This is a genomic window from Bifidobacterium longum subsp. longum JCM 1217 (genome assembly GCF_000196555.1).
Taxonomy (GTDB): domain Bacteria; phylum Actinomycetota; class Actinomycetes; order Actinomycetales; family Bifidobacteriaceae; genus Bifidobacterium; species Bifidobacterium longum.
Window position 1 is genome coordinate 496,116 of sequence record NC_015067.1, and the last position, 22,779, is coordinate 518,894.

Annotated in this window: 15 protein-coding genes; 11 read left to right on the forward strand and 4 right to left on the reverse strand. The window is 61.4% G+C overall.

The window, feature by feature from the left end; genetic code table 11:
- The first annotated feature begins 11 nt into the window (after nt 1–11).
- Complete coding sequence (locus BLLJ_RS02030) at nt 12–2,327, forward strand: transglycosylase domain-containing protein (RefSeq protein ID WP_007051332.1); 2,316 nt, start codon at nt 12–14, stop codon at nt 2,325–2,327.
- 191 nt (nt 2,328–2,518) lie between these two features.
- Nucleotides 2,519–3,892 carry an NADH:flavin oxidoreductase/NADH oxidase gene (locus tag BLLJ_RS02035; protein WP_007055215.1) on the forward strand — a complete coding sequence of 458 codons (1,374 nt, stop codon included), beginning with the start codon at nt 2,519–2,521 and terminating at the stop codon, nt 3,890–3,892.
- A gap of 167 nt (nt 3,893–4,059) precedes the next feature.
- On the opposite strand, the gene BLLJ_RS02040 is transcribed toward BLLJ_RS02035, so the two are convergent.
- On the reverse strand, nt 4,060–5,211 hold the full coding sequence (locus tag BLLJ_RS02040) for a quinone-dependent dihydroorotate dehydrogenase (RefSeq protein WP_007057648.1): 1,152 nt from the start codon (nt 5,209–5,211) through the stop codon (nt 4,060–4,062).
- Between the two features lie 354 nt (nt 5,212–5,565).
- Here BLLJ_RS02040 and BLLJ_RS02045 point away from each other — a divergent pair, with 354 nt between their 5' ends.
- From BLLJ_RS02045 to BLLJ_RS02065, 5 genes are all read left to right on the forward strand, one after another.
- Nucleotides 5,566–6,381 (forward strand): DeoR/GlpR family DNA-binding transcription regulator, encoded by an 816-nt coding sequence (locus BLLJ_RS02045; RefSeq protein WP_023658105.1) that lies wholly within the window; start codon nt 5,566–5,568, stop codon nt 6,379–6,381.
- Nucleotides 6,374–7,624, forward strand: coding sequence for a galactose-1-phosphate uridylyltransferase (gene galT / locus BLLJ_RS02050; protein WP_007053742.1), 1,251 nt, complete (start codon nt 6,374–6,376; stop codon nt 7,622–7,624). The genes BLLJ_RS02045 and galT overlap by 8 nt, the downstream gene beginning before the upstream one ends.
- A 16-nt stretch (nt 7,625–7,640) precedes the next feature.
- Nucleotides 7,641–8,891 carry a galactokinase gene (gene galK, locus BLLJ_RS02055; RefSeq protein WP_007057651.1) on the forward strand — a complete coding sequence of 417 codons (1,251 nt, stop codon included), beginning with the start codon at nt 7,641–7,643 and terminating at the stop codon, nt 8,889–8,891.
- An 82-nt stretch (nt 8,892–8,973) separates the two neighbouring features.
- The gene (locus tag BLLJ_RS02060; protein WP_007053740.1) at nt 8,974–9,246 is read left to right on the forward strand and encodes an ACT domain-containing protein; all 273 of its coding nucleotides are present in this window, start codon (nt 8,974–8,976) and stop codon (nt 9,244–9,246) included.
- Nucleotides 9,247–9,381: 135 nt separating this feature from the next.
- Nucleotides 9,382–10,746, forward strand: a complete 1,365-nt coding sequence (locus BLLJ_RS02065; protein WP_007053739.1) for a PFL family protein — start codon at nt 9,382–9,384, stop codon at nt 10,744–10,746.
- A 306-nt stretch (nt 10,747–11,052) separates the two neighbouring features.
- On the opposite strand, the gene BLLJ_RS02070 is transcribed toward BLLJ_RS02065, so the two are convergent.
- A complete protein-coding gene (locus BLLJ_RS02070) occupies nt 11,053–11,715 on the reverse strand; it encodes a tRNA (cytidine(34)-2'-O)-methyltransferase (RefSeq protein ID WP_007053738.1) in 663 nt (220 codons plus the stop codon).
- 20 nt (nt 11,716–11,735) lie between these two features.
- Between BLLJ_RS02070 and BLLJ_RS02075 the strand changes: the two genes are divergently transcribed.
- The 4 genes from BLLJ_RS02075 to BLLJ_RS02090 all read left to right on the forward strand — a co-directional run bounded on the left by BLLJ_RS02075 (nt 11,736) and on the right by BLLJ_RS02090 (nt 21,432).
- Nucleotides 11,736–12,722: an HhH-GPD family protein gene (locus BLLJ_RS02075; RefSeq protein ID WP_007053737.1), complete on the forward strand. Its 987-nt coding sequence runs from the start codon at nt 11,736–11,738 to the stop codon at nt 12,720–12,722.
- Nucleotides 12,723–12,786: 64 nt separating this feature from the next.
- Nucleotides 12,787–13,509 carry a hypothetical protein gene (locus BLLJ_RS02080; RefSeq protein WP_007057770.1) on the forward strand — a complete coding sequence of 241 codons (723 nt, stop codon included), beginning with the start codon at nt 12,787–12,789 and terminating at the stop codon, nt 13,507–13,509.
- 154 nt (nt 13,510–13,663) lie between these two features.
- Entirely contained in the window at nt 13,664–17,227 is a 3,564-nt protein-coding gene (gene rpoB / locus BLLJ_RS02085) for a DNA-directed RNA polymerase subunit beta (protein ID WP_013582405.1), read from the forward strand.
- Between the two features lie 167 nt (nt 17,228–17,394).
- Nucleotides 17,395–21,432 (forward strand): DNA-directed RNA polymerase subunit beta', encoded by a 4,038-nt coding sequence (locus BLLJ_RS02090; RefSeq protein ID WP_013582406.1) that lies wholly within the window; start codon nt 17,395–17,397, stop codon nt 21,430–21,432.
- Between the two features lie 158 nt (nt 21,433–21,590).
- On the opposite strand, the gene BLLJ_RS02095 is transcribed toward BLLJ_RS02090, so the two are convergent.
- Nucleotides 21,591–22,223, reverse strand: a complete 633-nt coding sequence (locus BLLJ_RS02095) for an FHA domain-containing protein (RefSeq protein WP_007051318.1) — start codon at nt 22,221–22,223, stop codon at nt 21,591–21,593.
- A gap of 15 nt (nt 22,224–22,238) precedes the next feature.
- Nucleotides 22,239–22,754, reverse strand: a complete 516-nt coding sequence (locus tag BLLJ_RS02100) for a variant leucine-rich repeat-containing protein (protein WP_013582407.1) — start codon at nt 22,752–22,754, stop codon at nt 22,239–22,241.
- Nucleotides 22,755–22,779: the final 25 nt, after the last annotated feature.

Below are 22,779 nucleotides of genomic sequence, written 5' to 3' on the forward strand. Positions count from 1 at the left end.
CCCCATTTAGAATGGGGCCCATGCCCAAAAAGAAGTCCCTCACTCTCCAACGTGTGCTTGTTCTCCTCTTGGCCTATATCATGCTTGCCGTCTGCGGCGGCGTGGCGGCCAGCGTGTTGTTTGTACCGGGTGTGATCGGTGCCAATAAAGCCGCCAAAGCGGTGATTCCGTCGCTCAAGGTAGAAAACGTGGACTTCGACGTGACTAGTCTGCCCCAGAAGTCGACGATGTACGCGCGAGACGGTTCCACCGTTATCGCGACGTTCTACAACCAAAACCGTATCGTCGTGCCGCTGAAGAAGATTTCCAAAACCATGCAGCAGGCAGTGGTGGCGCGCGAAGACCGTCGATTCTGGACTCACGCCGGCGTCGACGTGCAAGGCGTGATGCGTGCGTTCGTGCAGACCTACCTCGTCAAAGGCTCCCAGCAGGGTGGTTCGTCGCTGACCCAGCAGTACGTCAAGAACGTGCTGCTGATGCAGGCGATCGAGGATGACGATTCGATCGCCCAGTACCATGCCACTGAAGACACCATCGCCCGTAAGATTCGCGAGATGCTGATTTCCGTGCAGATGGAAAAGAAGTATTCCAAGGCCGAGATTCTGCAGGGCTATTTGAACATCGCCCAGTTCGGCAACAACCTGTATGGCGTGGAAACCGCGGCCCAGCGCTACTTCAGCGTGTCCGCCGCCGATTTGAACGTGGTGCAGTCCGCCACCATCGCGGCTATCACCAAGAACCCAAGCCTGTATGATCCGCTGGTCGAAGAGAACCAGAAGGAAAGCGAAAACCAACGCAATATCGTGCTCAAGCTGATGCTGCAGGAAGGATACATCACCCAGAAGCAGTACACCGAAGCTGTGAACACGCCGTTGAAGGACACGCTGAAAGCACAGGACGTGAATGTCGGCTGTCAGGACACCGGCGATTACGCGTACTTCTGCGATTTTGTGGTGCATCGCATCCAGAACTCCGAAGAATTCGGCAAGACTCGTGCCGAGCGTAACAAGCTGCTGCAGGAGGGTGGCCTGAAAATCGTCACCACGCTGGATGTGGAAGCGAATTCCACGATGATGGAGACCGCGCGTAATACCATTCCACCGGACGATCCCAGCGGCATGGAGATAGCCATGGCCGCAGTCAAACCGGGAACCGGCGAAGTGCTGAGCTTTGGCCTGAATCGTTACTATGACGCCACTCCGGCAGCCGCGAACGATCCCACCAAGACGAGCCAGAACTATGCCGTCGATTTGGCGGATGGCGGTGGTTCTGGTTGGACCATCGGTTCGTCCTGGAAGCCGATCAACCTGATTGCGTGGATGGAAGCGGGCCATTCCATCAACGACAACCTCCAGACCTCGACGTCATACCCCACTACGGACTTCGCCTGCAGTAACTATTCGGGCGGTGCCGATTCGTGGAACGTGTCGAACGCCATGGGCGCAGGTACAGTGAACCCAGAAAGCCCATTCCTCGGTCTGGTCCGTTCGCATAACACTACTCAGGCTTCCATGGGTGCCATCCTCAAACTGTGCAAGGTGGCGGACACCGCGACTGAACTGGGATACCATGACGCCGCCACGGGTGAGACCATCGACAAAACCCAGGTGTATACACCATCCATGATGATCGGCTCGGTGAATGTGTCCCCGCTGACCATGGCGAGCATCTTCGCCGTATACGCCTCGAATGGTGTGCAATGCAACCCGATTGCCATCAGCAAGGTGACCGATAAGGACGGCAACGATCTCAAGGTTCCATCCGCGAACTGCCATCAGGCGGTGGATAAGGACATCATCCAAACACTCGCTTATACCCTGAACCAAGGTACGGTGCGGCCGGATGGTGCCGGTTGGTCATTCAGATTGGCTGACGGGCGTAAGTCGTTTGGTAAGACCGGTACCAGTGAGGATCTTGCGGTGTCCGGTGGATCGTTCATTCCTAATCAGATTGCGGCGTTCGCTGTGGTCGGCGATGCACAGAACCCGTACACCAACCGTATTTCCAACATTGCCATCAACGGCCGGTACAACAGCTATTGGGATGGTTCGACAATCGCGGCTCCGGCCGTTACCAACTTCTTCAATAGCTACATTTCCAAGAAGAAAATACCGATTGACAACGATTACGGCCAGCCCGTCTCGAAGTACACCACGACTGGCAAGTATCTGGGCATTGGCGGACGAACGTTCAGCGTGCCGCAGACCACTACGAATGGCAACAGCCAATCGCAGAGCAGCAACAATCAGTCTCAGTCGCAGAACACTGGGCAAAACAACACCCAAACCCAGGGCACCAATTCAGAGCAGTCGAATGATGGCCAGTGATTGGTGATTGGCGTTTGACATTTGGTGATTGCATGCCGGCTGAGTCTGCGTAACATGGCCGACTGCGATACCCAAATTACGTAGTTTGCGGGCGTTACCTGTTTCAGGTGACGCCCGTTTTACAATACTTAATGACAACGCCATCGCGTTCATCGAATATTTGCCATGAACGTGCATCGGAAAGGGGAACGATGAGCAACGACGATCTGACGCATGAGAATTTTGATTTTCGTGGATTCGACGTGCCGGATCTCAAAGCGGTGACGCTGGCTTCGTCTTCGGACGGCGATCAGTCCAAGCAGCCGAAGACCAAGCACGAGGATGCATCGAAGAACCGTAAGCACGGTAAGAAGAAGTCAAAATCCGATGCACGGTCCAAGAAGCGGGCCGGCGCGGGCAAGACGAGCGAATCGTTCGATGATTATGAGGATTATGAGGAAAGGGAAGCTGTGAGCAAGGCAGATAAGAAAGTCAGCAAGGACCGTCCGGGGCTGTTTGCGCCAATGACGCTGCGCGAGGTGACCGTGCGTAATCGTATTTGGTTGCCGCCGATGTGCACGTATTCGTCGTTCGCCCGCGATGGTAGGCCCACGCCGTTCCACTACCAGCATTACGTGTCTCGCGCGTTCGGCGGATTCGGCATGGTGATTGTCGAATCCACCGCCGTGGCTCCTGAGGGGCGTATCACGCCGTGCGATCTGGGCCTGTGGGAAGACGGGCAGATTGATGCTTGGCGCTGGATCGTGGACGGTATTCGCGAGGCGGGTGCGGTGCCTGCCATCCAGCTCAACCATGCGGGGCGTAAGGCTTCGACTGGTTGCTTTGCCGTTGGTTACGACGGTCAGAACGTGCCGGAGGAGGCGGGCGGCTGGCCTACCATGGCACCGTCTGAAATCGCGTTCGGTGGGTTGCGTACGCCGCGCGCGCTGTCCGTGGATGAGATTCATGGTCTGGTCGGCGCGTTCGCCGTGGCGGCGGGCCGTGCGGTGGCCGCCGGCTTCCAAGCGATTCAGATTCATGCCGCGCATGGCTATCTGATTTCTCAGTTCCTTGACCCGCTGAGCAATGAGCGTGATGACGAATATGGTGGCGATTTGACCGGTCGCTCTCGGTTCCTGGTCGAGGTTGTGGATGCCGTGCGTGGGGCCGTCCCTGAGGGCGTGCCGGTTCTGGTGCGCATTTCGGCCACGGATTGGGCCGCCGGCGGTTGGGATTTGGACCAGACCATCGCACTATCCAAGGTGCTGAAGGAGCATGGCGTCGATGTGATGGACGTGTCTACCGGCGGCATCATGTCGGGAGTGTCGATTCCGGTCAAGCCGAACTATCAGGTGCCGTTCTCCGAGCAGGTCAAGGCCAAGGCCGATATTCCGGTGACCGCGGTGGGTCTTATCACCAAGCCGAAGCAGGCGGCCAAGATTCTGGCCCATGGCGAAGCCGATGCCGTGGAGATTGGCCGCGCCGCATTGCGTGATCCATACTGGCCGTTGCGTGCAGCCAACAAGCTGGGCATACCGTCCACCGAGATCCCCTACGCCCCGCAATACGTGGCCGGTGCGTACTAAATCCTCATGGGGCGGTAACTTTCCCATGGGGCGGTAAAACCCTCATGGGGCGGTAACCCAAAACGGCGGTATTCTGCGGAATGTGAAATTTGGCTAACCGCCCCATGGGACAATCACCGCCCCATGAGGGTTTTACCGCCCCATGGGTAATAGGGCAATATGTGAGTTCACTCCACGTCCACGCCGACGGCGTCGGAGACGTGCTCGAATCCGTCGCGGCGCAGCAGCTGGGCCAGACCGCGCTTCAACACGGTAATCTGCTGCGGGCCTCGGTACATCAGCGAACTGATGAACATGACCAAGCTGGAGCCGGAACGAATCTTCGCATAGGCTTGCTCGGGGGTAAAGACGCCACCGATGCCGGCGATAGCGAACCGGTCGCCATACTCTTTATACACCTTGCGAATCAGCTCGGTGCTGGCGTTGGTGCACGGGCCGCCGGACAGGCCGCCCTCCCAATCGCGCGGAATCTCGAGGCCGGTGCGGTCCTTCTGCAGATTGGCGATGGACAGCCCCTGCACATTGTGATCGGCCAGCACATCGAGCAGCTCCTTGTACTCGCCCCACGGCTTGTTCAACGGCATCTTGACCAGCGTGGGCTGCGGGCGGTCGATCTTGTCGAGCGCCGTAAACAGACGGTCGAGCGCTTCCGGAGTCGCGGTGAACGGTTCGCCGACGTGCGTGTTCGGGCAGGAGACGTTGACCTCCACCATCGCGGTGCGGCCGGCGGCGCGGCGCATCGAAATGCAGTAATCCTCAATGCCTTCGTCCAAATCGCCGCACTGGTCGTCGTTGGTGCGGGCGATCGACACAGACAGCTGCATCTGGCGGGCCTGAGTCCAAGCCTTCTCGGCGCGCTCGATGACCTTGTCCGAACCGATGTTGGCGAGGCCGACGTGCACCATCATCGAATCGTATTCAGGCAGACGGTGGAACCACGGCTTGGCGTTGCCCGGGCAGGGACGCGAGGTGGTGGAGCCTACGGTTTCAAAACCGAAGCCGGCATGGTCCAGCACCACGGGCATGTCGCAGTTCTTGTCGAGGCCGGCGGACAGGCCGAACGGGTTGGTGAAATCGACGCCCATCACATTCGTTTCCAGAATGGGGTCGGTGTAGTCGAGCATCAGCTGCTCGGCGAGCAGCAGCGGCGGGACGTTCTTGACGACGTGGCAGAACTCGATCATCTGATCGTGTGCCTCATCGGGGCGGTGGTTGAACACGAAGTTCGGTTTGATGATGTGCTTGTAGCCGAAGGTGAACAGATCGGTGGTGGCTTTGTTGACGGCGTCGTGCCAGAAGCTTTCAGAAACGTAAGTCATACCGCCTATTGTCTCACGCTTGGGCTGGTGCGGCTAGGCGATTCCTGCCTAGGCGAATTGGGGAAGGGGCTACCGCGTGTCGAGGCGCACGCAGGCGTCGGCTCGGCAGAAGATACATGAATCGGGATGCACCAGGTATCAGGCGTGACTCGCCGCTGAGCAACGCGCTCGGGAGAGTCGTCGGTCGTGAGTCATCGCGCTAGTGGTCGCTGCGAGAATATCGGTTCGCACAATGTGCGATTTTGCGCGGTTTTGTGGAAATGAACACCTGAATTGCCCGGGATTTTCGAGAGATTGTCCCCAAAACGCTCAAGCCGGTTTGGTTTGTGAGCTTTTGTGTGCGATAATGTTCGCATGATTTCGTCACAACGTCAGCACCTCATCTTGAGCAGGTTGCGCACACGCGGGGCAGTGCGCATTACGGCGCTATCGAAGGAACTGGGTGTGTCGGCGATGACCATCCGCCGCGATATCGCCGAACTTGCCGACAAGGGACTGTTGAAGCGCGTCCATGGCGGCGCGGTGACTACCAGTACCTTGCTCAGCGAACCCCTGTTCTCTGTCAAGTCTCAGATGGATATCGGCCTGAAGGACGCCATCGCCCAGGAAGCCATCAAATATGTGGCTCCCGGCGATGTAATCGCCATCGGCGGCGGCACCACGGCCTATGTCTTCGCCCAGCATCTGCTCGAATCGCAGCAGTCCAGCGGCATCACCATCCTCACCAATTCGATTCCCGTGGCCGAGCTGGTCCAGGCCCTCGAATCCAAGGATGTGGAGGTGATCGTCACCGGCGGCGTGATCACCCGATCGAACTCGCTTGTCGGCCCGATCGCGGACAAGGTCGTCGCTTCGCTGCGTGTCAACACCGTATTCCTCGGCACCCACTCGGTGTCGATTCCCCGTGGCTTCCTGATGCCGAATTCGCTGGAAGCCGCAACCGATATGGCGATGATGGACATCGCCGATCGCACCATAGTTTTGACCGATCACACCAAGTGGAGCTGCACGTCGCTGTCGCTGTTTGCGCGCTTCGACCAAGTGGACACGGTCATTACTGACGACGGGCTCGACCCCGACTCCGCCGCCAAAACCAAGGATTTAGTAAAGGAGCTCGTGCTGGCCCACCAGAGCGAGACCATTGAGGAAAGTGAGCAAACCCATGGCTGATTTCGCCAACTACACCCCCGGGGAGTATGCGAAGGAGCACATCCGCATCACGCCGACGACGCTTGCCGACGGCCGTGACTTCTTCTACCTGGACGACGACCCCGAGTTCGTCTCCGGTGCCAAGACCCGCGAGCTCAAGGACCCGCGCCCGCTGGACTACCGTTTCGCCCCGCACCTGGACGCCGACGGCAACGAAGTGCCGTACGCCGCCCCGCAGATGCGCCGCGACCCGCTGACCGGCGACTGGATCCCGATGGCCACCGCCCGTATGAACCGCCCGATCACCGCCGGCCCCGGCGCCACCGCCAAGGGCAACCCGCTGGCCGCCCGCAAGCCCGGTGACCCGTACCAGGACGGCGAAGTGCCGGACACCGACTACAACGTCGTCGTGTTCGAGAACCGCTTCCCCTCCATGGTGCGCGTGCCCGGCGTCTCCGAGGACGTGACCTACGTTGACGGCAACCCGCTGTGGGAGAAGAAGCTCGCCGCCGGCCGCTGCGAGGTCATCTGCTTCGACCCGAACGAGGACGGCCTGCCGGCCGATCTGCCGGTCTCCCGCCTGCGCACCGTGGTTGAGGCTTGGGCCTTCCGTACCGCCGAAATCTCCAAGATGGAAGGCATCGAGCAGATCTTCCCGTTCGAGAACCACGGCCAGGAAATCGGCGTCTCCCTCGCTCACCCGCACGGCCAGGTCTACTGCTACCCGTTCATCGCCCCGAAGATGGAGAAGGAACTCCAGCACACCGAGGCCTACCACGAGAAGACCGGCGGCAACCTGCTTAAGGACATCATGAACGCCGAGCTCGAAGCCGGCGAACGCATCGTGATGCGCAACCACAGCTGGGTCGCCTACGTGCCGGCCGCCGCCCGTTGGCCCCTCGAGGTCCACGTGGCTCCGGTGCGCGACGTGCTCACCCTCGACCAGCTCAACGACGAAGAACGCTGGGACCTCGCCTCCATGTACTCGCACCTCCTGAAGCGCGGCAACGCCTTCTTCGACAAGGGCGACGGCAAGGGCATGGACCTGCCATACATCGCCGCCTGGCACCAGGCCCCGATCCACGACGCCCGCCGCGAGAACTACCGCCTGAACCTGCAGTTCTTCTCCTTCCGCCGCGCCGCCAACAAGATCAAGTACCTCGCCGGCTCCGAATCCGGCATGGCCGCCTGGATCTCCGACACCACGCCGGAACTCATCGCCAAGCGCTTCCACGAGCTCGGCTCCATCGACATCGCCGACTGATAGAAAGAAAACATCAATGACTGCTGTTGAATTCATTGAGCCGCTGACCCATGAGGAAGGCGTCTCGCAAGCTACCAAGCTGTTCGTCGACACCTACGGCGCTGCGCCCGAGGGCGTGTGGGCTGCTCCGGGCCGTGTGAACCTGATCGGTGAGCACACCGATTACAACGCCGGCCTGTGCCTGCCGATCGCTCTGCCGCACCGCACCTTCATCGCTCTGAAGCCGCGCGAAGACACCAAGGTTCGCGTCGTCTCCGACGTGGCTCCCGACAAGGTTGCCGAAGCTGATCTCGATGGCCTCAAGGCCCGTGGCGTGGACGGCTGGTCCGCCTACCCGACCGGCGTGGCCTGGGCGCTGCGTGAAGCCGGCTTCGACAAGGTCAAGGGCTTTGACGCCGCTTTCGTCTCCTGCGTGCCGCTGGGCTCTGGCCTGAGCTCCTCCGCCGCCATGACCTGCTCCACCGCTCTGGCTCTGGACGACGTGTACGGCCTTGGTTACGGCGATTCCGACGCCGGCCGCGTGACCCTCATCAACGCTGCCATCAAGTCCGAGAACGAGATGGCCGGCGCTTCCACCGGTGGTCTTGACCAGAGCGCCTCCATGCGTTGCACCGAAGGCCACGCGCTGCTGCTCGACTGCCGCCCGGAGCTCACCCCGCTGGAGAACGTCTCCCAGCAGGAGTTCGATCTCGACAAGTACAACCTCGAATTGCTTGTGGTCGATACCCAGGCTCCGCACCAGCTCAACGATGGTCAGTACGCTCAGCGCCGCGCCACCTGCGAGCAGGCCGCGAAGATCCTCGGCGTGGCCAACCTGCGCGTCACCGCCGACGGCATCGCCAAGGCCGACGACCCGTTCCAGGCGCTCAAGGAGACGCTGGACGCGCTGCCGGACGAGACGATGAAGAAGCGCGTGCGCCATGTGGTCACCGAGATCGAGCGCGTGCGCTCCTTCGTGCGCGCCTTCGCCAGCGGCGACATCGAGGCCGCGGGCCGCCTGTTCAACGCCTCCCATGATTCGCTGGCCGCGGACTACGAGGTCACTGTGCCCGAGCTCGACGTGGCCGTGGACGTGGCCCGCAAGAACGGTGCCTACGGTGCGCGTATGACCGGCGGCGGCTTCGGTGGCTCCATCATCGCGTTGGTGGACAAGGGTCGTTCTCAGGAAGTCGCTCAGAAGATCGCCGACGAATTCGAAAAGCAAGGCTTCCACGCACCGCGCGCGCTTGCCGCGTACGCGGCGAAATCCGCTTCACGCGAGGCATGATAATAAATCACAATGCTAAATGGCGGGTGTCTTCCCTATACTTGGGTAGTCACCCGCTTTTTGTATACGACCAGGGAGAGCCATGAACAAGGCAATCATCACCGTCGTCGGTCAGGACACCGTCGGCATCATCGCGCGAGTCTGCACCTACCTGTCCCAGCACAACGTCAACGTGCTCGACATCTCGCAGACCATCATCGACGGTTACTTCAACATGATGATGATTGTCGACTACGCCAACGCGGACAAGGACTTCGGCGCGATGGTCGGCAACCTTGAGGACCTCGGCGACGACATCGGCGTGCGCATCCGCTGCCAGCGTGAGGAAATCTTCACCAAGATGCACCGTATTTGAGGCGGCCCGCTCAGCAGGCCGCCTCACGCGAGGAGGTGGAAAGCCCGGTGGGCTTTCCACTGACGGAGCCATCCTTATCCCTCTGATGAGGGTGACCGCCAAACTAGTCTTTAAATATCCTGTAAGGAACAAACCATGCTGAACATCATGGAGGTCCACGAGACCAATCAGATGATCGAGCAGGAGAAGCTCGACGTCCGCACCATCACCATGGGCATCTCGTTGCTCGACTGCGCCTCGGACGATGTCGACAAGACCTGCGACAACATCTACCGCAAGATCACCACCTATGCCAAGGACCTCGTTTCCACCGGCAAGGCCATCGAACGCGACTACGGCATCCCGATCGTCAACAAGCGCATCACCGTCACCCCGATCTCACTGGTCGGTGCCAGCTCCTGCAAGACGAGCGAGGATTTCGTCAAGATCGCCCACGCGCTTGACAAGGCGGCCAAGGAAGTCGGCGTCGACCTGATCGGCGGCTACTCCGCACTCGTTTCCAAGTCCATGACCCCGGCCGAGGAGCTGCTCATCCGCTCCCTGCCGCAGGCTCTCTCCGAGACCGACATCGTCTGCTCGTCCGTGAACGTCGGCTCCACCAAGACCGGCATCGACATGAACGCGGTCGAACTGCTCGGCCATATCATCAAGGACGTTGCCGAGCGTACCGCCGACAACGACTCCTACGGCTGCGTCAAGTTCGTGGCCTTCTGCAACGTGCCTGACGACAACCCGTTTATGGCCGGAGGCTTCCACGGCGTCACCGAGGGCGACGCGGTCATCAACGTCGGTGTCTCCGGCCCCGGCGTGGTCTCCCGCGCACTCGATGCGGCCAAGGGCAAGGACTTCGAGTTCCTGTGCGAGACCATCAAGCGCACCGCGTTCAAGATCACGCGCGTCGGCCAGCTTGTGGCCCAGGAAGCATCCCGCCGCCTCGGCATTCCGTTCGGCATCATCGACCTGTCGCTCGCCCCGACCCCGGCTGTGGGCGACTCCGTGGGCGAAGTGCTAGAGAAGATCGGCCTCGAACAGGTCGGCGCTCCCGGCACCACGGCGGCGCTCGCCATGCTCAACGACCAGGTCAAGAAGGGCGGCATCATGGCGTCCTCCTACGTGGGCGGCCTGTCCGGCGCGTTCATCCCGGTCTCCGAAGACAAGAACATGATCGACGCGGCTTCTTCCGATTGCCTGACCATCGAGAAGCTCGAAGCCATGACCTGCGTGTGCTCGGTGGGCCTCGACATGATCGCCATTCCGGGCGATACCTCTGCTTCCACCATCTCCGGCCTGATCGCCGACGAGGCCGCCATCGGCATGGTCAACCAGAAGACTACCGCCGTGCGCGTGATCCCGGTTGCCGGCAAGGGCGTGGGCGAGATGGCGAACTTCGGCGGCCTGATGGGCTACGCGCCCATCATGCCGGTCAACCAGACCAGCTGCGAGGCCTTTGTGACCCGTGGCGGTCGTATTCCCGCTCCGATTCACAGCTTCAAGAACTGATTCAGTAGGGTATCTGCCTTCAAAGAGGTACATTTGCGCAGATAGGTATCTGCTTTCAGAGGGGTACCTCAATCAAGAAACCCCGAGTACAAGCGTTGATATTTCAACGCCTATACTCGGGGTTTCGTCCTTTAACAGCCCCTCGAAGCGGCAATAGACCTCCGGCAGATGCCAAATCAGCCCCTCGAAGCGCCGATAGACCCATTTTCTGCGATGATGGTCGTGCTGCGAGGCTCAGGGTTTCCTCTCTCACGCCTGTCGGCGTTCGTTCGGCGTCGCTACTCGAAGGCCCACCGGGCCTTCTCCTCAGCGCCCTCCAGCGAAGTTGAGTTGGCGCCAGGCTTCGTAGATGGCGATGGACGCGCAATTGGTGAGGTTCAGGGAACGCAAGGACGGGCGCATGGGCAGTCGCACTTGTTCGGCCACATGAGGGCCCTCCATGATGTCCATCGGGTCGGGGATGTCGCCGGGCTCGGGGCCGAACAGCAGGATGTCGGTCGGCTTGTATTCCACCTCGGTGTACAGCTTGGTAGCATGTGCGGTGAACGCGATGATGCGCGAATTGGGCATGGACTCCACCAGGTTGTCGAAATTCGGGTGCAGCACCACGTGGGCCATGTCGTGGTAGTCGAGGCCTGCTCGGCGCAGCTTGGTGTCGCGCAGGTTGAAACCCAACGGCTCCACCAAATGCAGGATGGTGCCGGTCACCGCGCACAGGCGGATGGCCGAGCCGGTGTTGCCGGGAATGCGCGGTGAGTAGTAGCACAGATGCGGTGTTACGGTTTCGGTGGTGGCGGCCTTTTCAGCCGAGAGCATCGCGTCCACCACGGAGATGGGGTTGCCATGCGCGTCGGTTACGAGTTCGTCCGGTCCGTAATTCGATTTACGGTACCCGTACTCGAACATCTTCTCGACTTTTGTTTCGGGATTCTGTGCGTTCTGCGAATTCTGTTCTGCTTCGTTCGTCATAGCTGCTAAGAATAAGAACGATGAACGACACAGCAATTTCTTTGCGATTGGGCGCATGGTGGGAGGCCAATGCGCGCGATTTGCCATGGCGCTTCGGCCGGGCCACGCCGTGGGGCGTGCTGGTATCCGAAGTCATGAGCCAGCAGACGCAGATGAGCCGTGTAGTGCCGTACTGGACCGACTGGATGGAACGTTGGCCCGACGCCCGCGCCCTCGCCGAGGCCCCCAAGGCCGAGGTGATCACCGCATGGGGGCGGCTCGGCTATCCACGCCGCGCATTGCGGTTACAGGAATGCGCCCGCGTGGTGGCTGAAGATTACGCCGACAAACTGCCGCGCACGTATGACGAACTCACTGCATTGCCCGGCATCGGCGATTACACCGCCTCCGCGGTGATGAGCTTTGCGTTCGGCGAACGAATTGCCGTGATCGATACCAACATTCGCCGCGTGCTGAGCCGCGTGTTCCTGGGCGTCGAATCGCGCGGGGGAGCGACCAGCCCGGCCGAACGCGCGCTGGCGAACCGCATGCTGCCCAAAGACGAGATTCTCGGGTGCGATGCTGACGTCGCCGATAATGCCGGTAGCGCCGAACATGTCGTGAACAGCACTATCCGTGGCGGCAAACGCTCTCGACTGCATCGTGGCGAGCGCCCATCGGTCACGTGGAACCAGTCGGTGATGGAACTGGGCGCGGTGATCTGCACGGCCAAGTCGCCGCTGTGCGACACCTGCCCGATTGCGGACGACTGTGCATTTCTCAAGGCCGGCCGCCCCGGACTGGGGGAGCGCCGCACCCGCCCACGCCAACGATTCCAAGGCACGGATCGACAGGTGCGCGGTCTGGTGCTCGCCGCGCTGCGCGAGCTTCCCGCTGGAGCCACGTTGCCCAGGGAAGATGCCGACAAGCTTTGGAAGGACCAGATTCAGCTTGCCGCCTGCATCGCCAGCCTTGACGATGACGGCCTGATAGAGATTCTGGACGGCGGCCTGCGACTACCCAGCTGACATTGTGAAAAATGGTGGGCTCCCCAAGCGTGTATGGGCGTGGTGACCGTAGACTGGAAGAGTTATGGCAGTGCAGAGGAACACATCAGGCGCGAGAACGGCACGCGGAGCCGGCACCGGGGCCAATGGGCCATCCGGCGGGCCCTCCCAAAACAACCGTTCCGGCAAGCCGCGCAAGCGCAGGATCAGCAAAAAGCAGCAGGCCATCTATCGTCGTCGGCGTATCGTGGCCGGTACGGTGCTGCTGCTGATAATCGCGCTGATTGTATTCTGCGTGTATAGCCTTGGCCGGGGTATCGGTGCCGTGAACTCGATGATCCACCATGACGAGGTGTATGCGATTTCCCGCGACGCCACGCCGGCGCCGAAGAAAGTCAGCAACGTCAAGGATTGCTCGGCCAGTGATGTGACATTGCAGCTTTCCGCGGCCTCCCAATCCGTGCCGGTAGGAGGATCGCTTGATTTCACCGCGACCATCGTGCACGAGGGGTCAGGCAACTGTTTAGTGGACGGGTCCGATTCCGGCCGTGTGCTCACCATTACTTCCGGTCAGGAAACGATTTACAAGTCCGATGTGTGCCCGGCGGATTCACGTCTGCTGCTGATGGCTAAGGGCGATAAGGACGTTCAGAAGGTCACGTGGAATACCAATGCGAACGCCACGCTCGCCAAATGCACGGATGAGTCAGGTTGGGCCAAAGTCAATGCGGGAACGTACGTGGCGCAGCTGAGTTTGAAGGATCATCCGAAGGTGAAGAGCGATCCGGTGACGTTTACGGTGCAGTAAAAGTCTTGCCTTAGCGCTATTCTTTTGACTTTGCATGAGGTGTGTCATATTGCGGGCATGCCGTCGACAATGAAGCGTCCGCATAGGCATATGGTGGCCATGCCGGCGCTCCCAGGGGAATTACCACATATTAGCGAGCGATAAGGAACGTCCATTGGCTACTGAGTCTACGACGAACACCACCACCATCATCGCACGCGCCGACCAGCATGATATTGACCTGCACAAGGCGTCGGATCGCGTGAACTTCGGTTCCATCAAGGAACCCATCGATGTGCCCTACCTGCTGGGCGTGCAGACCGACAGCTTCGATTGGCTGATCGGCAACGAACGCTGGAAGGCGCGCGTCGAGGAGGACGAAAAGAACGGCACTAACACCGTGGCCCACACCTCCGGCCTCGATGAGGTCTTCAACGAGATCTCTCCGATCGAGAACTTCGCTCAGACCATGAGCCTGACCTTCTCCGATCCGTACTTCGAAGAGCCGCGTCACACCGTGCAGGAATGCAAGGAGAAGGATTACACCTACTCCGCACCGCTGTACGTGAATGCCGAGTTCGAGAACGGCGACACCGGCGAGATCAAGTCCCAGACCGTGTTCATGGGCGATTTCCCGCTGCAGACCCCGCACGGTACCTTCATCATCGGCGGCACCGAGCGAGTCATCGTCTCCCAGCTCGTGCGTTCCCCGGGCGTCTACTTCGACCGCCAGCAGGATCGCACCTCCGATAAGGAAGTCTTCGGCGCGAAGATCATCCCGAGCCGTGGTGCATGGCTCGAGTTCGAGATCGATAAGAAAGACCAGCCGCAGGTGCGCGTGGACCGCAAGCGCAAGCAGTCCGCCATCGTGTTCCTCATGGCCATCGGCATGACCAAGTCCGAGATCGCCCAGGCATTCAAGGACTACCCGCTGGTGCTCGACGCACTGGAGAAGGAAACCCTCGAGACCCAGGACGAGGCCCTCGTTGACCTCTACCGCAAGATTCGTCCGGCCGACACCCCGACCCCCGAGGCCGGCAAGAATCTGCTGGACTCCTTCTACTTCAACACCAAGCGCTACGATCTGGCCCGTGTTGGCCGCTACAAGATCAACCGCAAGCTGGGTGTCGAGGCCGATTTCAACGATCGTTCCCTCCACCAGGAAGACATCATCGCCACAATCAAGTACCTGGTGGCCCTGCACGACGGTGCGGCGACCTTCCCGGGCAAGCGCAACGGCGAAGACGTTGACCTGCGCGTGGACGTCGACGATATCGATCACTTCGGCAACCGTCGTATCCGCCAGGTCGGCGAGCTGATTCAGAACCAGCTGCGTACCGGTCTGAGCCGTATGGAGCGCGTGGTGCGCGAGCGTATGACCACTCAGGACGCCGAGGCCATCACCCCGCAGTCCCTGATCAACATCCGTCCGGTGAACGCCACCATCAAGGAGTTCTTCGGCACTTCCCAGCTCTCCCAGTTCATGGATCAGAACAACCCGCTGTCCGGTGTGACGAACAAGCGTCGTCTTTCCGCACTGGGCCCCGGCGGTCTGTCCCGCGACCGCGCCTCCATGGAGGTGCGCGACGTGCACCCGTCCCACTTCGGCCGTATGTGCCCGATCGAGTCTCCTGAAGGCCCGAACATCGGTCTGATCGGCTCCCTGGCAACCTTCGGCCGCGTCAACCCGTTCGGCTTCATCGAGACCCCGTACCGCAAGGTCGTCAACGGCCACGTGACCGACGAGGTCGAGTACATGACCGCTGACCGCGATCTTGACCACGTCATTGCCCAGGCCAACCAGGAGCTCGACGAGAACGGCAACTTCGTGCAGAAGTCCGCCCTTGCCCGAGTCGGCGAAGAAGAGGCGGTCGATGTGCCGGTGAGCTCCGTGGACTACATGGACGTCTCCCCGCGCCAGATGGTCTCCCTCGGCGCCTCCCTGATTCCGTTCCTGGAGCATGATGAGGGCCACCGTGCACTGATGGGTACCAACATGCAGCGTCAGGCCGTGCCGCTGATCGAATCCGAGCGCCCGCTGGTGGGCACCGGCTCCGAATGGCGCGCCGCCAACGACTCCGGCGACGTCATCAAGTCCGAGAAGGACGGTGTGGTTACCTACGTGTCCGCCGACCTGATCCGCGTGATGAACGACGACGGCACCACCAGCTCCTACAAGCTGGCCAAGTTCCAGCGCTCCAACCAGACCACCTGCTACAACCAGCGCCCGATCGTCCACGACGGCGAGCGTGTGGAAGCCGGCTCGGTTATGGCTGACGGCCCCGCCATCCAGAACGGCGACCTGGCCCTGGGCAAGAACCTGCTCATCGCCTTCATGCCGTGGAACGGCTACAACTACGAGGATGCTGTGATCATCTCCCAGCGCCTCGTGCAGGACGACACCCTCTCCTCCATCCACATCGAGGAGTACGAGATCGACGCCCGCGAAACCAAGCTGGGCGCCGAAGAGATCACCCGCGACCTGCCGAACGTCGGCGAGGACGCTGTGGCCAACCTCGACGAGCGCGGCATCATCCGCATCGGCGCCGAGGTCGAGGCCGGCGACATCCTGGTCGGTAAGGTCACCCCGAAGGGCGAGACCGAGCTGACCCCGGAGGAGCGCCTGCTGCGCGCCATCTTCGGCGAGAAGTCCCGCGAGGTGCGCGACACCTCCCTGCGCGTGCCTCACGGCGAGACCGGTACCGTCATCGGCGTCAAGGAGATCACCCGCGAGGATGCCGAGGAGGACGGCGACGAGCTGCCCAACGGCGTCAACCAGATGATCCGCGTCTACATCGCCCAGCACCGTAAGATCACGGTGGGCGACAAGCTCTCCGGCCGCCACGGCAACAAGGGCTGCATCTCCCGCATTCTGCCGGAAGAGGATATGCCGTTCCTTGCCGACGGTACTCCGGTCGACATCATGTTGAACCCGCTGGGTGTGCCTTCCCGAATGAACCTCGGTCAGGTGCTCGAACTGCACCTTGGCTGGATCGCCCACTCCGGTTGGGATATCTCCCTTGACCCGAACATGGAAGCCGAGTGGAAGAAGCTGATTCCGTCCGGTGCCGAGAAGGCCGAGCCGAACACCCCGGTCGCCACCCCGGTGTTCGACGGTGTCAAGCCCGAAGTCCTGAAGGGCCTGTTGTCCACCACGCTGCCGAACCGTGACGGCGACCGTCTGGTCGGCCCCGACGGCAAGGCCACCCTGTTCGATGGCCGTACCGGTGAGCCGTACACCAAGCCGATTTCCGTCGGCTACATGTACATGTTGAAGCTGCACCACCTGGTCGACGACAAGATCCACGCCCGTTCCACCGGCCCGTACTCCATGATCACCCAGCAGCCGCTCGGTGGTAAGGCCCAGTTCGGTGGCCAGCGCTTCGGCGAGATGGAGGTGTGGGCCCTTGAGGCCTACGGTGCCGCCTACACGCTGCACGAGATGATGACCACCAAGTCCGATGACGTCGACGGCCGCGTGCGCGTCTACGGTGCCATCGTCAAGGGCGATAACCTGCCGCCGGCAGGTATCCCTGAGTCGTTCAAGGTGCTCCTGAAGGAAATGCAGTCCCTGTCCCTGAACGTCGAAGTGCTCAACGCCGAAGGCGTGGCCATCGACATGAAGGATGAGGATGACGATCCGGCCAGCTCCGCTGACGACCTCGGCTTCAACATTGGCGCCCGCCCCGACGCGGCCGCCAAGGAAGACCAGAAGGCCGAAGAGCCCGAATACCAGTGATCCCTCGGGCTGCATGCGGTCAATACGCCGCGTGTAGCCCCGCCAACGTGAAATAGATAACGTACAGAGACCTTTCCGGTTTGCACTACCCCTCAGTCAGCCTTGGCTGACAGCTCCCCTGACAAGGGGAGCTTGGGAAGGTCTCAAGAACAGAAACGGATTAACAAGTGCTGGACGTCAACGCATTTGACAAGATTCGCATCGGCCTTGCCACCGCCGATGACATCCGTGGTTGGAGCCACGGTGAGGTCAAGAAGCCTGAAACCATCAACTACCGTACGCTGAAGCCTGAGAAGGACGGTCTGTTCGGCGAACAGATCTTCGGCCCGACCCGTGACTGGGAGTGCGCCTGCGGCAAGTACAAGCGCGTGCGCTTCAAGGGCATCGTCTGCGAGCGATGCGGCGTCGAAGTGACCCGCAGCCGCGTGCGCCGTGAGCGCATGGGCCACATCGAGCTCGCCGCCCCGGTGACGCACATCTGGTTCTTCAAGGGTGTGCCTTCCCGCCTCGGCTACCTGCTGAACGTCACCCCGAAGGATCTGGAGCGCGTGATCTACTTCGCCTCCTACATGGTCACCGAGGTGAACGAGGACGAGCGTCACAACGATCTGCCCGGTCTGCAGGACGAGTTCGATTCCGAGATCAAGCGCCTTGAGCAGCGCCGTGACTCCGACATCGAAGCCCGCGCCAAGAAGGTCGAAGAGGATCTCGCCACCCTTGAGGAGGCCGGTGAGGCCAAGGGCCCGGCCCGCACCAAGCTGCGTAACGGTGCCGAGCGCGATATGGCCGCCATCCGCACCCGCTACAACGACCAGATCGCCCGTGTGGACGCCGTCTTCGACAAGTTCAAGAAGCTCAAGCCCGGCGACATGGTCGACGACGTGGACCTGTGGCGCGAGATGCAGGACCGCTACGGCGATTACTTCGACGGCTGCATGGGCGCCGAAGCCATCAAGAAGCGCCTGCAGTCCCTCGACCTGGAGACCATCTCCAAGGAACTGCGCGAGGAGATCAAGGACGCTTCCGAGCAGCGTAAGACCAAGGCTCTGAAGCGCCTCAAGGTCGTCAACGCCTTCCTGACCACCGGCAACAAGCCGGAGGCCATGGTGCTCGACGTGATCCCGGTCATCCCGCCGGACCTGCGCCCGATGGTCCAGCTCGACGGTGGCCGTTTCGCCACCTCCGACCTCAACGACCTGTACCGCCGTGTGATCAACCGTAACAACCGTCTGAAGCGACTGATCGAGCTCGGCGCCCCTGAAATCATGCTCAACAACGAGAAGCGCATGCTCCAGGAAGCCGTCGACTCCCTGTTCGACAACGGCCGTCGTGGTCGCCCGGTCACCGGTGCCTCCAACCGTCCGCTGAAGTCCCTGTCCGACATGCTCAAGGGTAAGCAGGGTCGTTTCCGTCAGAACCTGCTCGGTAAGCGAGTCGACTACTCCGGCCGTTCCGTGATCGTGGTCGGCCCGTCCCTGCGCATGCACCAGTGCGGTCTGCCGAAGCCGATGGCCCTCGAGCTGTTCAAGCCGTTCGTCATCAAGCGCCTCGTGGACCTGAACTATGCGCAGAACATGAAGTCCGCCAAGCGTCTTGTGGACCGCGGCGACGCCGAAGTGTGGGGCGTGCTCGAGGAGGTCATCTCCGAGCACCCCGTGCTGCTCAACCGTGCACCTACGCTGCACCGTCTGGGTATTCAGGCATTCGAGCCGATCCTGGTGGAAGGCAAGGCCATCCACCTGCCGCCGCTGGCCTGCGCCGCCTTCAACGCCGACTTCGATGGTGACCAGATGGCAGTCCACCTGCCGCTCTCCGCCGAAGCCCAGGCCGAGGCCCGCTCGCTGATGATGGCTTCCGACAACATCCTGAAGCCGGCCGACGGCCACACTGTGACCATGCCGAGCCAGGATATGATCCTCGGTTTGTACTACCTGTCCACCGTGCTGGAAGGCGTCAAGGGCCAGGGCCGCGTGTTCTCCTCGCTGGAAGAGGCCGAAATGGCCCTCGACCGCCACGAGATCGACATGCAGGCCAAGGTGCTCATCCGCCTGCCCGAGAGCTTCGTGCTGCCGAAGAACTGGGAGCCCGGCGAAGTCAAGGTGCTCGACCCGCGCGAAGGCGAGGACGAGGTCGTCAAGGAAGAACGCTTCCACGACGGCACCGTGCTGTTCGCCACCTCCTACGGCCGCATCCTGTTCAACGAGACCCTGCCGACCGACTACCCGTTCGTCAACGAGCAGGTGGCCAAGGGCCGTCTGTCCAAGATCGTCGATGACATCGCCATGCGTTACTCCACCCAGCAGGTGGCCGCCACGCTGGATGCCCTGAAGGATCTCGGCTTCACCCGCGCACCGTGGTCCGGCGTGTCCTTCGCGTTCTCCGACGTGAACGAGCCGCCCGAGCGCGACGAGAAGATCGCCGAGTACGAGGCCAAGGCCGACAAGGTCAACGCCAACTACGAGATGGGTCTGTTGACCGAGGAAGCTCGCCGTCAGGAACTCATCGACCTGTGGACCGAGTGCACCGCCGAAGTGTCCAAGGAAGTCGAGGAGAAGTTCGACCCGACCTCCAACCTGGCCATCATCGTGCAGTCTGGTGCACGAGGCAACATGATGCAGATCAACCAGATTGCAGGTATGCGAGGCCTCGTGGCTAACCCGAAGGGTGAGATCATTCCTCGTCCTGTGAAGTCCAACTACCGCGACGGCCTGTCCGTGCTGGAGTACTTCATCTCCCAGCACGGTGCACGTAAGGGTCTGGCCGATACCGCACTGCGTACCGCAGAATCCGGTTACCTGACCCGTCGTCTGGTCGACGTCTCCCAGGACGTCATCGTGCGCGAAGAGGACTGCGGCACCAAGGCCGGTCTGCCCATCCGCGTCGCCGAGCGCGACAACGACGGCAACCTGGTGCTCGTCAAGGCCGCCGACGGTGGCCCGTACTCCCGTCTGCTCGCCGCCGACGTCATCGACCCGGCCGACGGACAGACCGTGCTGTACAAGCGCGACGACGCCCTGTCCATGGACGTGCTCAACGACCTCGTGGCCCACGGCGTCGAGGAAGTCAAGTGCCGTTCCGTGCTGACCTGCGAGTCCAAGCGCGGCGTGTGCGCCAAGTGCTACGGCTGGTCCCTGGCCACCAACAAGCTGGTCGATGTCGGCGAGACCGTCGGTATCGTCGCCGCCCAGTCCATCGGTGAGCCTGGTACCCAGCTGACGCTGCGTTCCTTCCACTCCGGTGGTGTGGCCGCGGCCTCCGATATCACCCAGGGTCTTCCCCGTGTCACCGAGCTTTTCGAGGCCCGCACCCCGAAGGGTGAGGCCCCGATCACCGAGTTCGCCGGCAGCATCAAGATCGTGGAGAACGATCGCGGTCGCCAGATCATCCTGACCCCGGACGCCGATTCCGGCGCACCGAAGGAAGACGGCGTGATCAAGCCGATCACCTACCAGGTCTCCAAGCGCGTGCCGCTCAAGGTTGCCGACGGCGACCACATCAAGGTCGGCACCCAGCTGGTCGAAGGTTCTGTGGACCCCAAGAAGATCCTCACCATCCTCGGCAAGCGCGCCGCCCAGGTCAACATCGTGGAGGAAGTGCACACCGTGTACCGCTCCCAGGGTGTGGATATCCACGACAAGCACATCGAGGTCATCGTGCACCAGATGACCCGTCGCGTGACCATCATCGACTCCGGCGACACCGACCTGCTGCCGGGTGAGCTGGTGGACAACGCCCGCTTCCGCGAGATCAACCGCAACATCGTCAAGAACGGTGGCCGTCCGGCCGTCGGTCGTCCGGCGCTTATGGGTATCACCAAGGCGTCGCTGGCCACCGACTCCTGGCTGTCCGCCGCATCCTTCCAGGAGACCACCCGCGTGCTCACCGAAGCCGCCCTCTCCGAGAAGGTCGACGACCTCAAGGGCCTCAAGGAGAACGTCATCATCGGTAAGCTCATCCCGGCCGGTACGGGCCTCGCGCGCTACCGCAACGCCGTGGTCGAGCCTGACAAGGCCATCCGCGACACCATCTACCCGAACTTCGGTCTGGGCGGCGATGGCGATCTCGGCGACGCGAGCTTCTCCGACGCCGACCTGTCTGACCTGAACTTCTCGAACCTCGAGTTCGGCGATCTGAAGCTCGGCGACGACTTCAACCCGGATGATTTCTACTCCGATCAGGGCGGTCAGCCTGACATCGAGGAGTAAGTGAGAAGGTCCTAGAAAGGATGCCCCTTCTAGGACTCAGATCTTGCGTTAATCGCAATAAGATGGCCCGGAACTATATCAGTTCCGGGCCATCCGTATATTTGCCATTGTGATTTTCCTGTTGAACAAGAGCAGGCAGCCGCTCGTTGCTTGATTACTCAAGCCTGTTTTTCGGTGAACTGGAAGAACTGGTCTCCGATACGCACCGTGGCAGGCGCGCTGAGCTTGAGCGGTGTGCCCTTGGTGACTTGTGTCTCTTGGCCATTGGTGATGATGTAGGTGCCGTTCAACGAGCCGTAGTCCTCGATCCACAGCGCGCCATCGGTGTCGATGCTGATGGCGGCATGGTTGCGGGATGTGGTGCGGGTCGGGTCTACGATACGCACCGCCTTGGCACCCTGCGGCACATCCATGGAAGGCTTGCGGCCCAGCAACGTGCTCTTATCGATCACGATGGTCTGGCCGGTGACATCGTTATGCAGCAGGTACGTCTTCTTCGGTGCCTTGGACGTGAACGAGGAGGAGAGCACGGTGCTGTCCCAATCCTCGATGTCGTTTTCGGCGGCGTGCGGTGTGGTGTCTGCCGGAGCGGTGGCAGCGGGCTCAGCGGCGGCGGCCGTGGCGGCAGGCTCTGCGGTAAAAGCGGTATTGGTTGCCGCTTCCGCGGTACTGGGCTGCCCGTAGTCGTTCTGCGGTTCGGCTGTGCCAACTGCGGAATCCGGGGTGCCTTCCACCGGATCGTCAGAATACCAACCCAGTTCAGGTGCTGGAGGGTAGGGAAGTTTGGCCATGATGATGCCGTCCTTTCACTGACGGGAAGCCAGAGCGGCGTTGATTGCCGGGTCGCCGAGCTGGCCCAGCCATTCGATCAGTGCCGGATAGGTGTTGGGATTACGTGCGATGCAGGCGCGTAGTTCAGGCGCGTACTGGGCAATCTGGGCGATTTGCATCTGGTCGGTGGTGGTCAGGGCCTGTTCGGCGGTGAAACCGTAAGGATTGGTGGCCACAGGCTCCTCGAATGCCGCCTGAGCCGCGGGCTGCTGAGCCTGTTCGGCGGCGGGCTGCTGGGCCGCCTGTGCCGTGGCTTTCTGATCCTGAACCGGGCCGCCGAATGCCTCGGCAGTGAACCCGTATTGCGCCAGGGTCTCGCGGGCGCGACCGTCACCGAACTCGGCGATCCAACGCTTCAAGCCGGGATAACAGCGCGGATTCACGGCGACATTGGCACCGAATTCCGGATTCTCGTAGGCGATTTTTGCCAGCAGAATCGGATCCGCGTTCGGATCCTGAACGGCAGCGACCGCAGCATCATAATCAACCATGGGATTACCTCCTTATGTTCGCTCG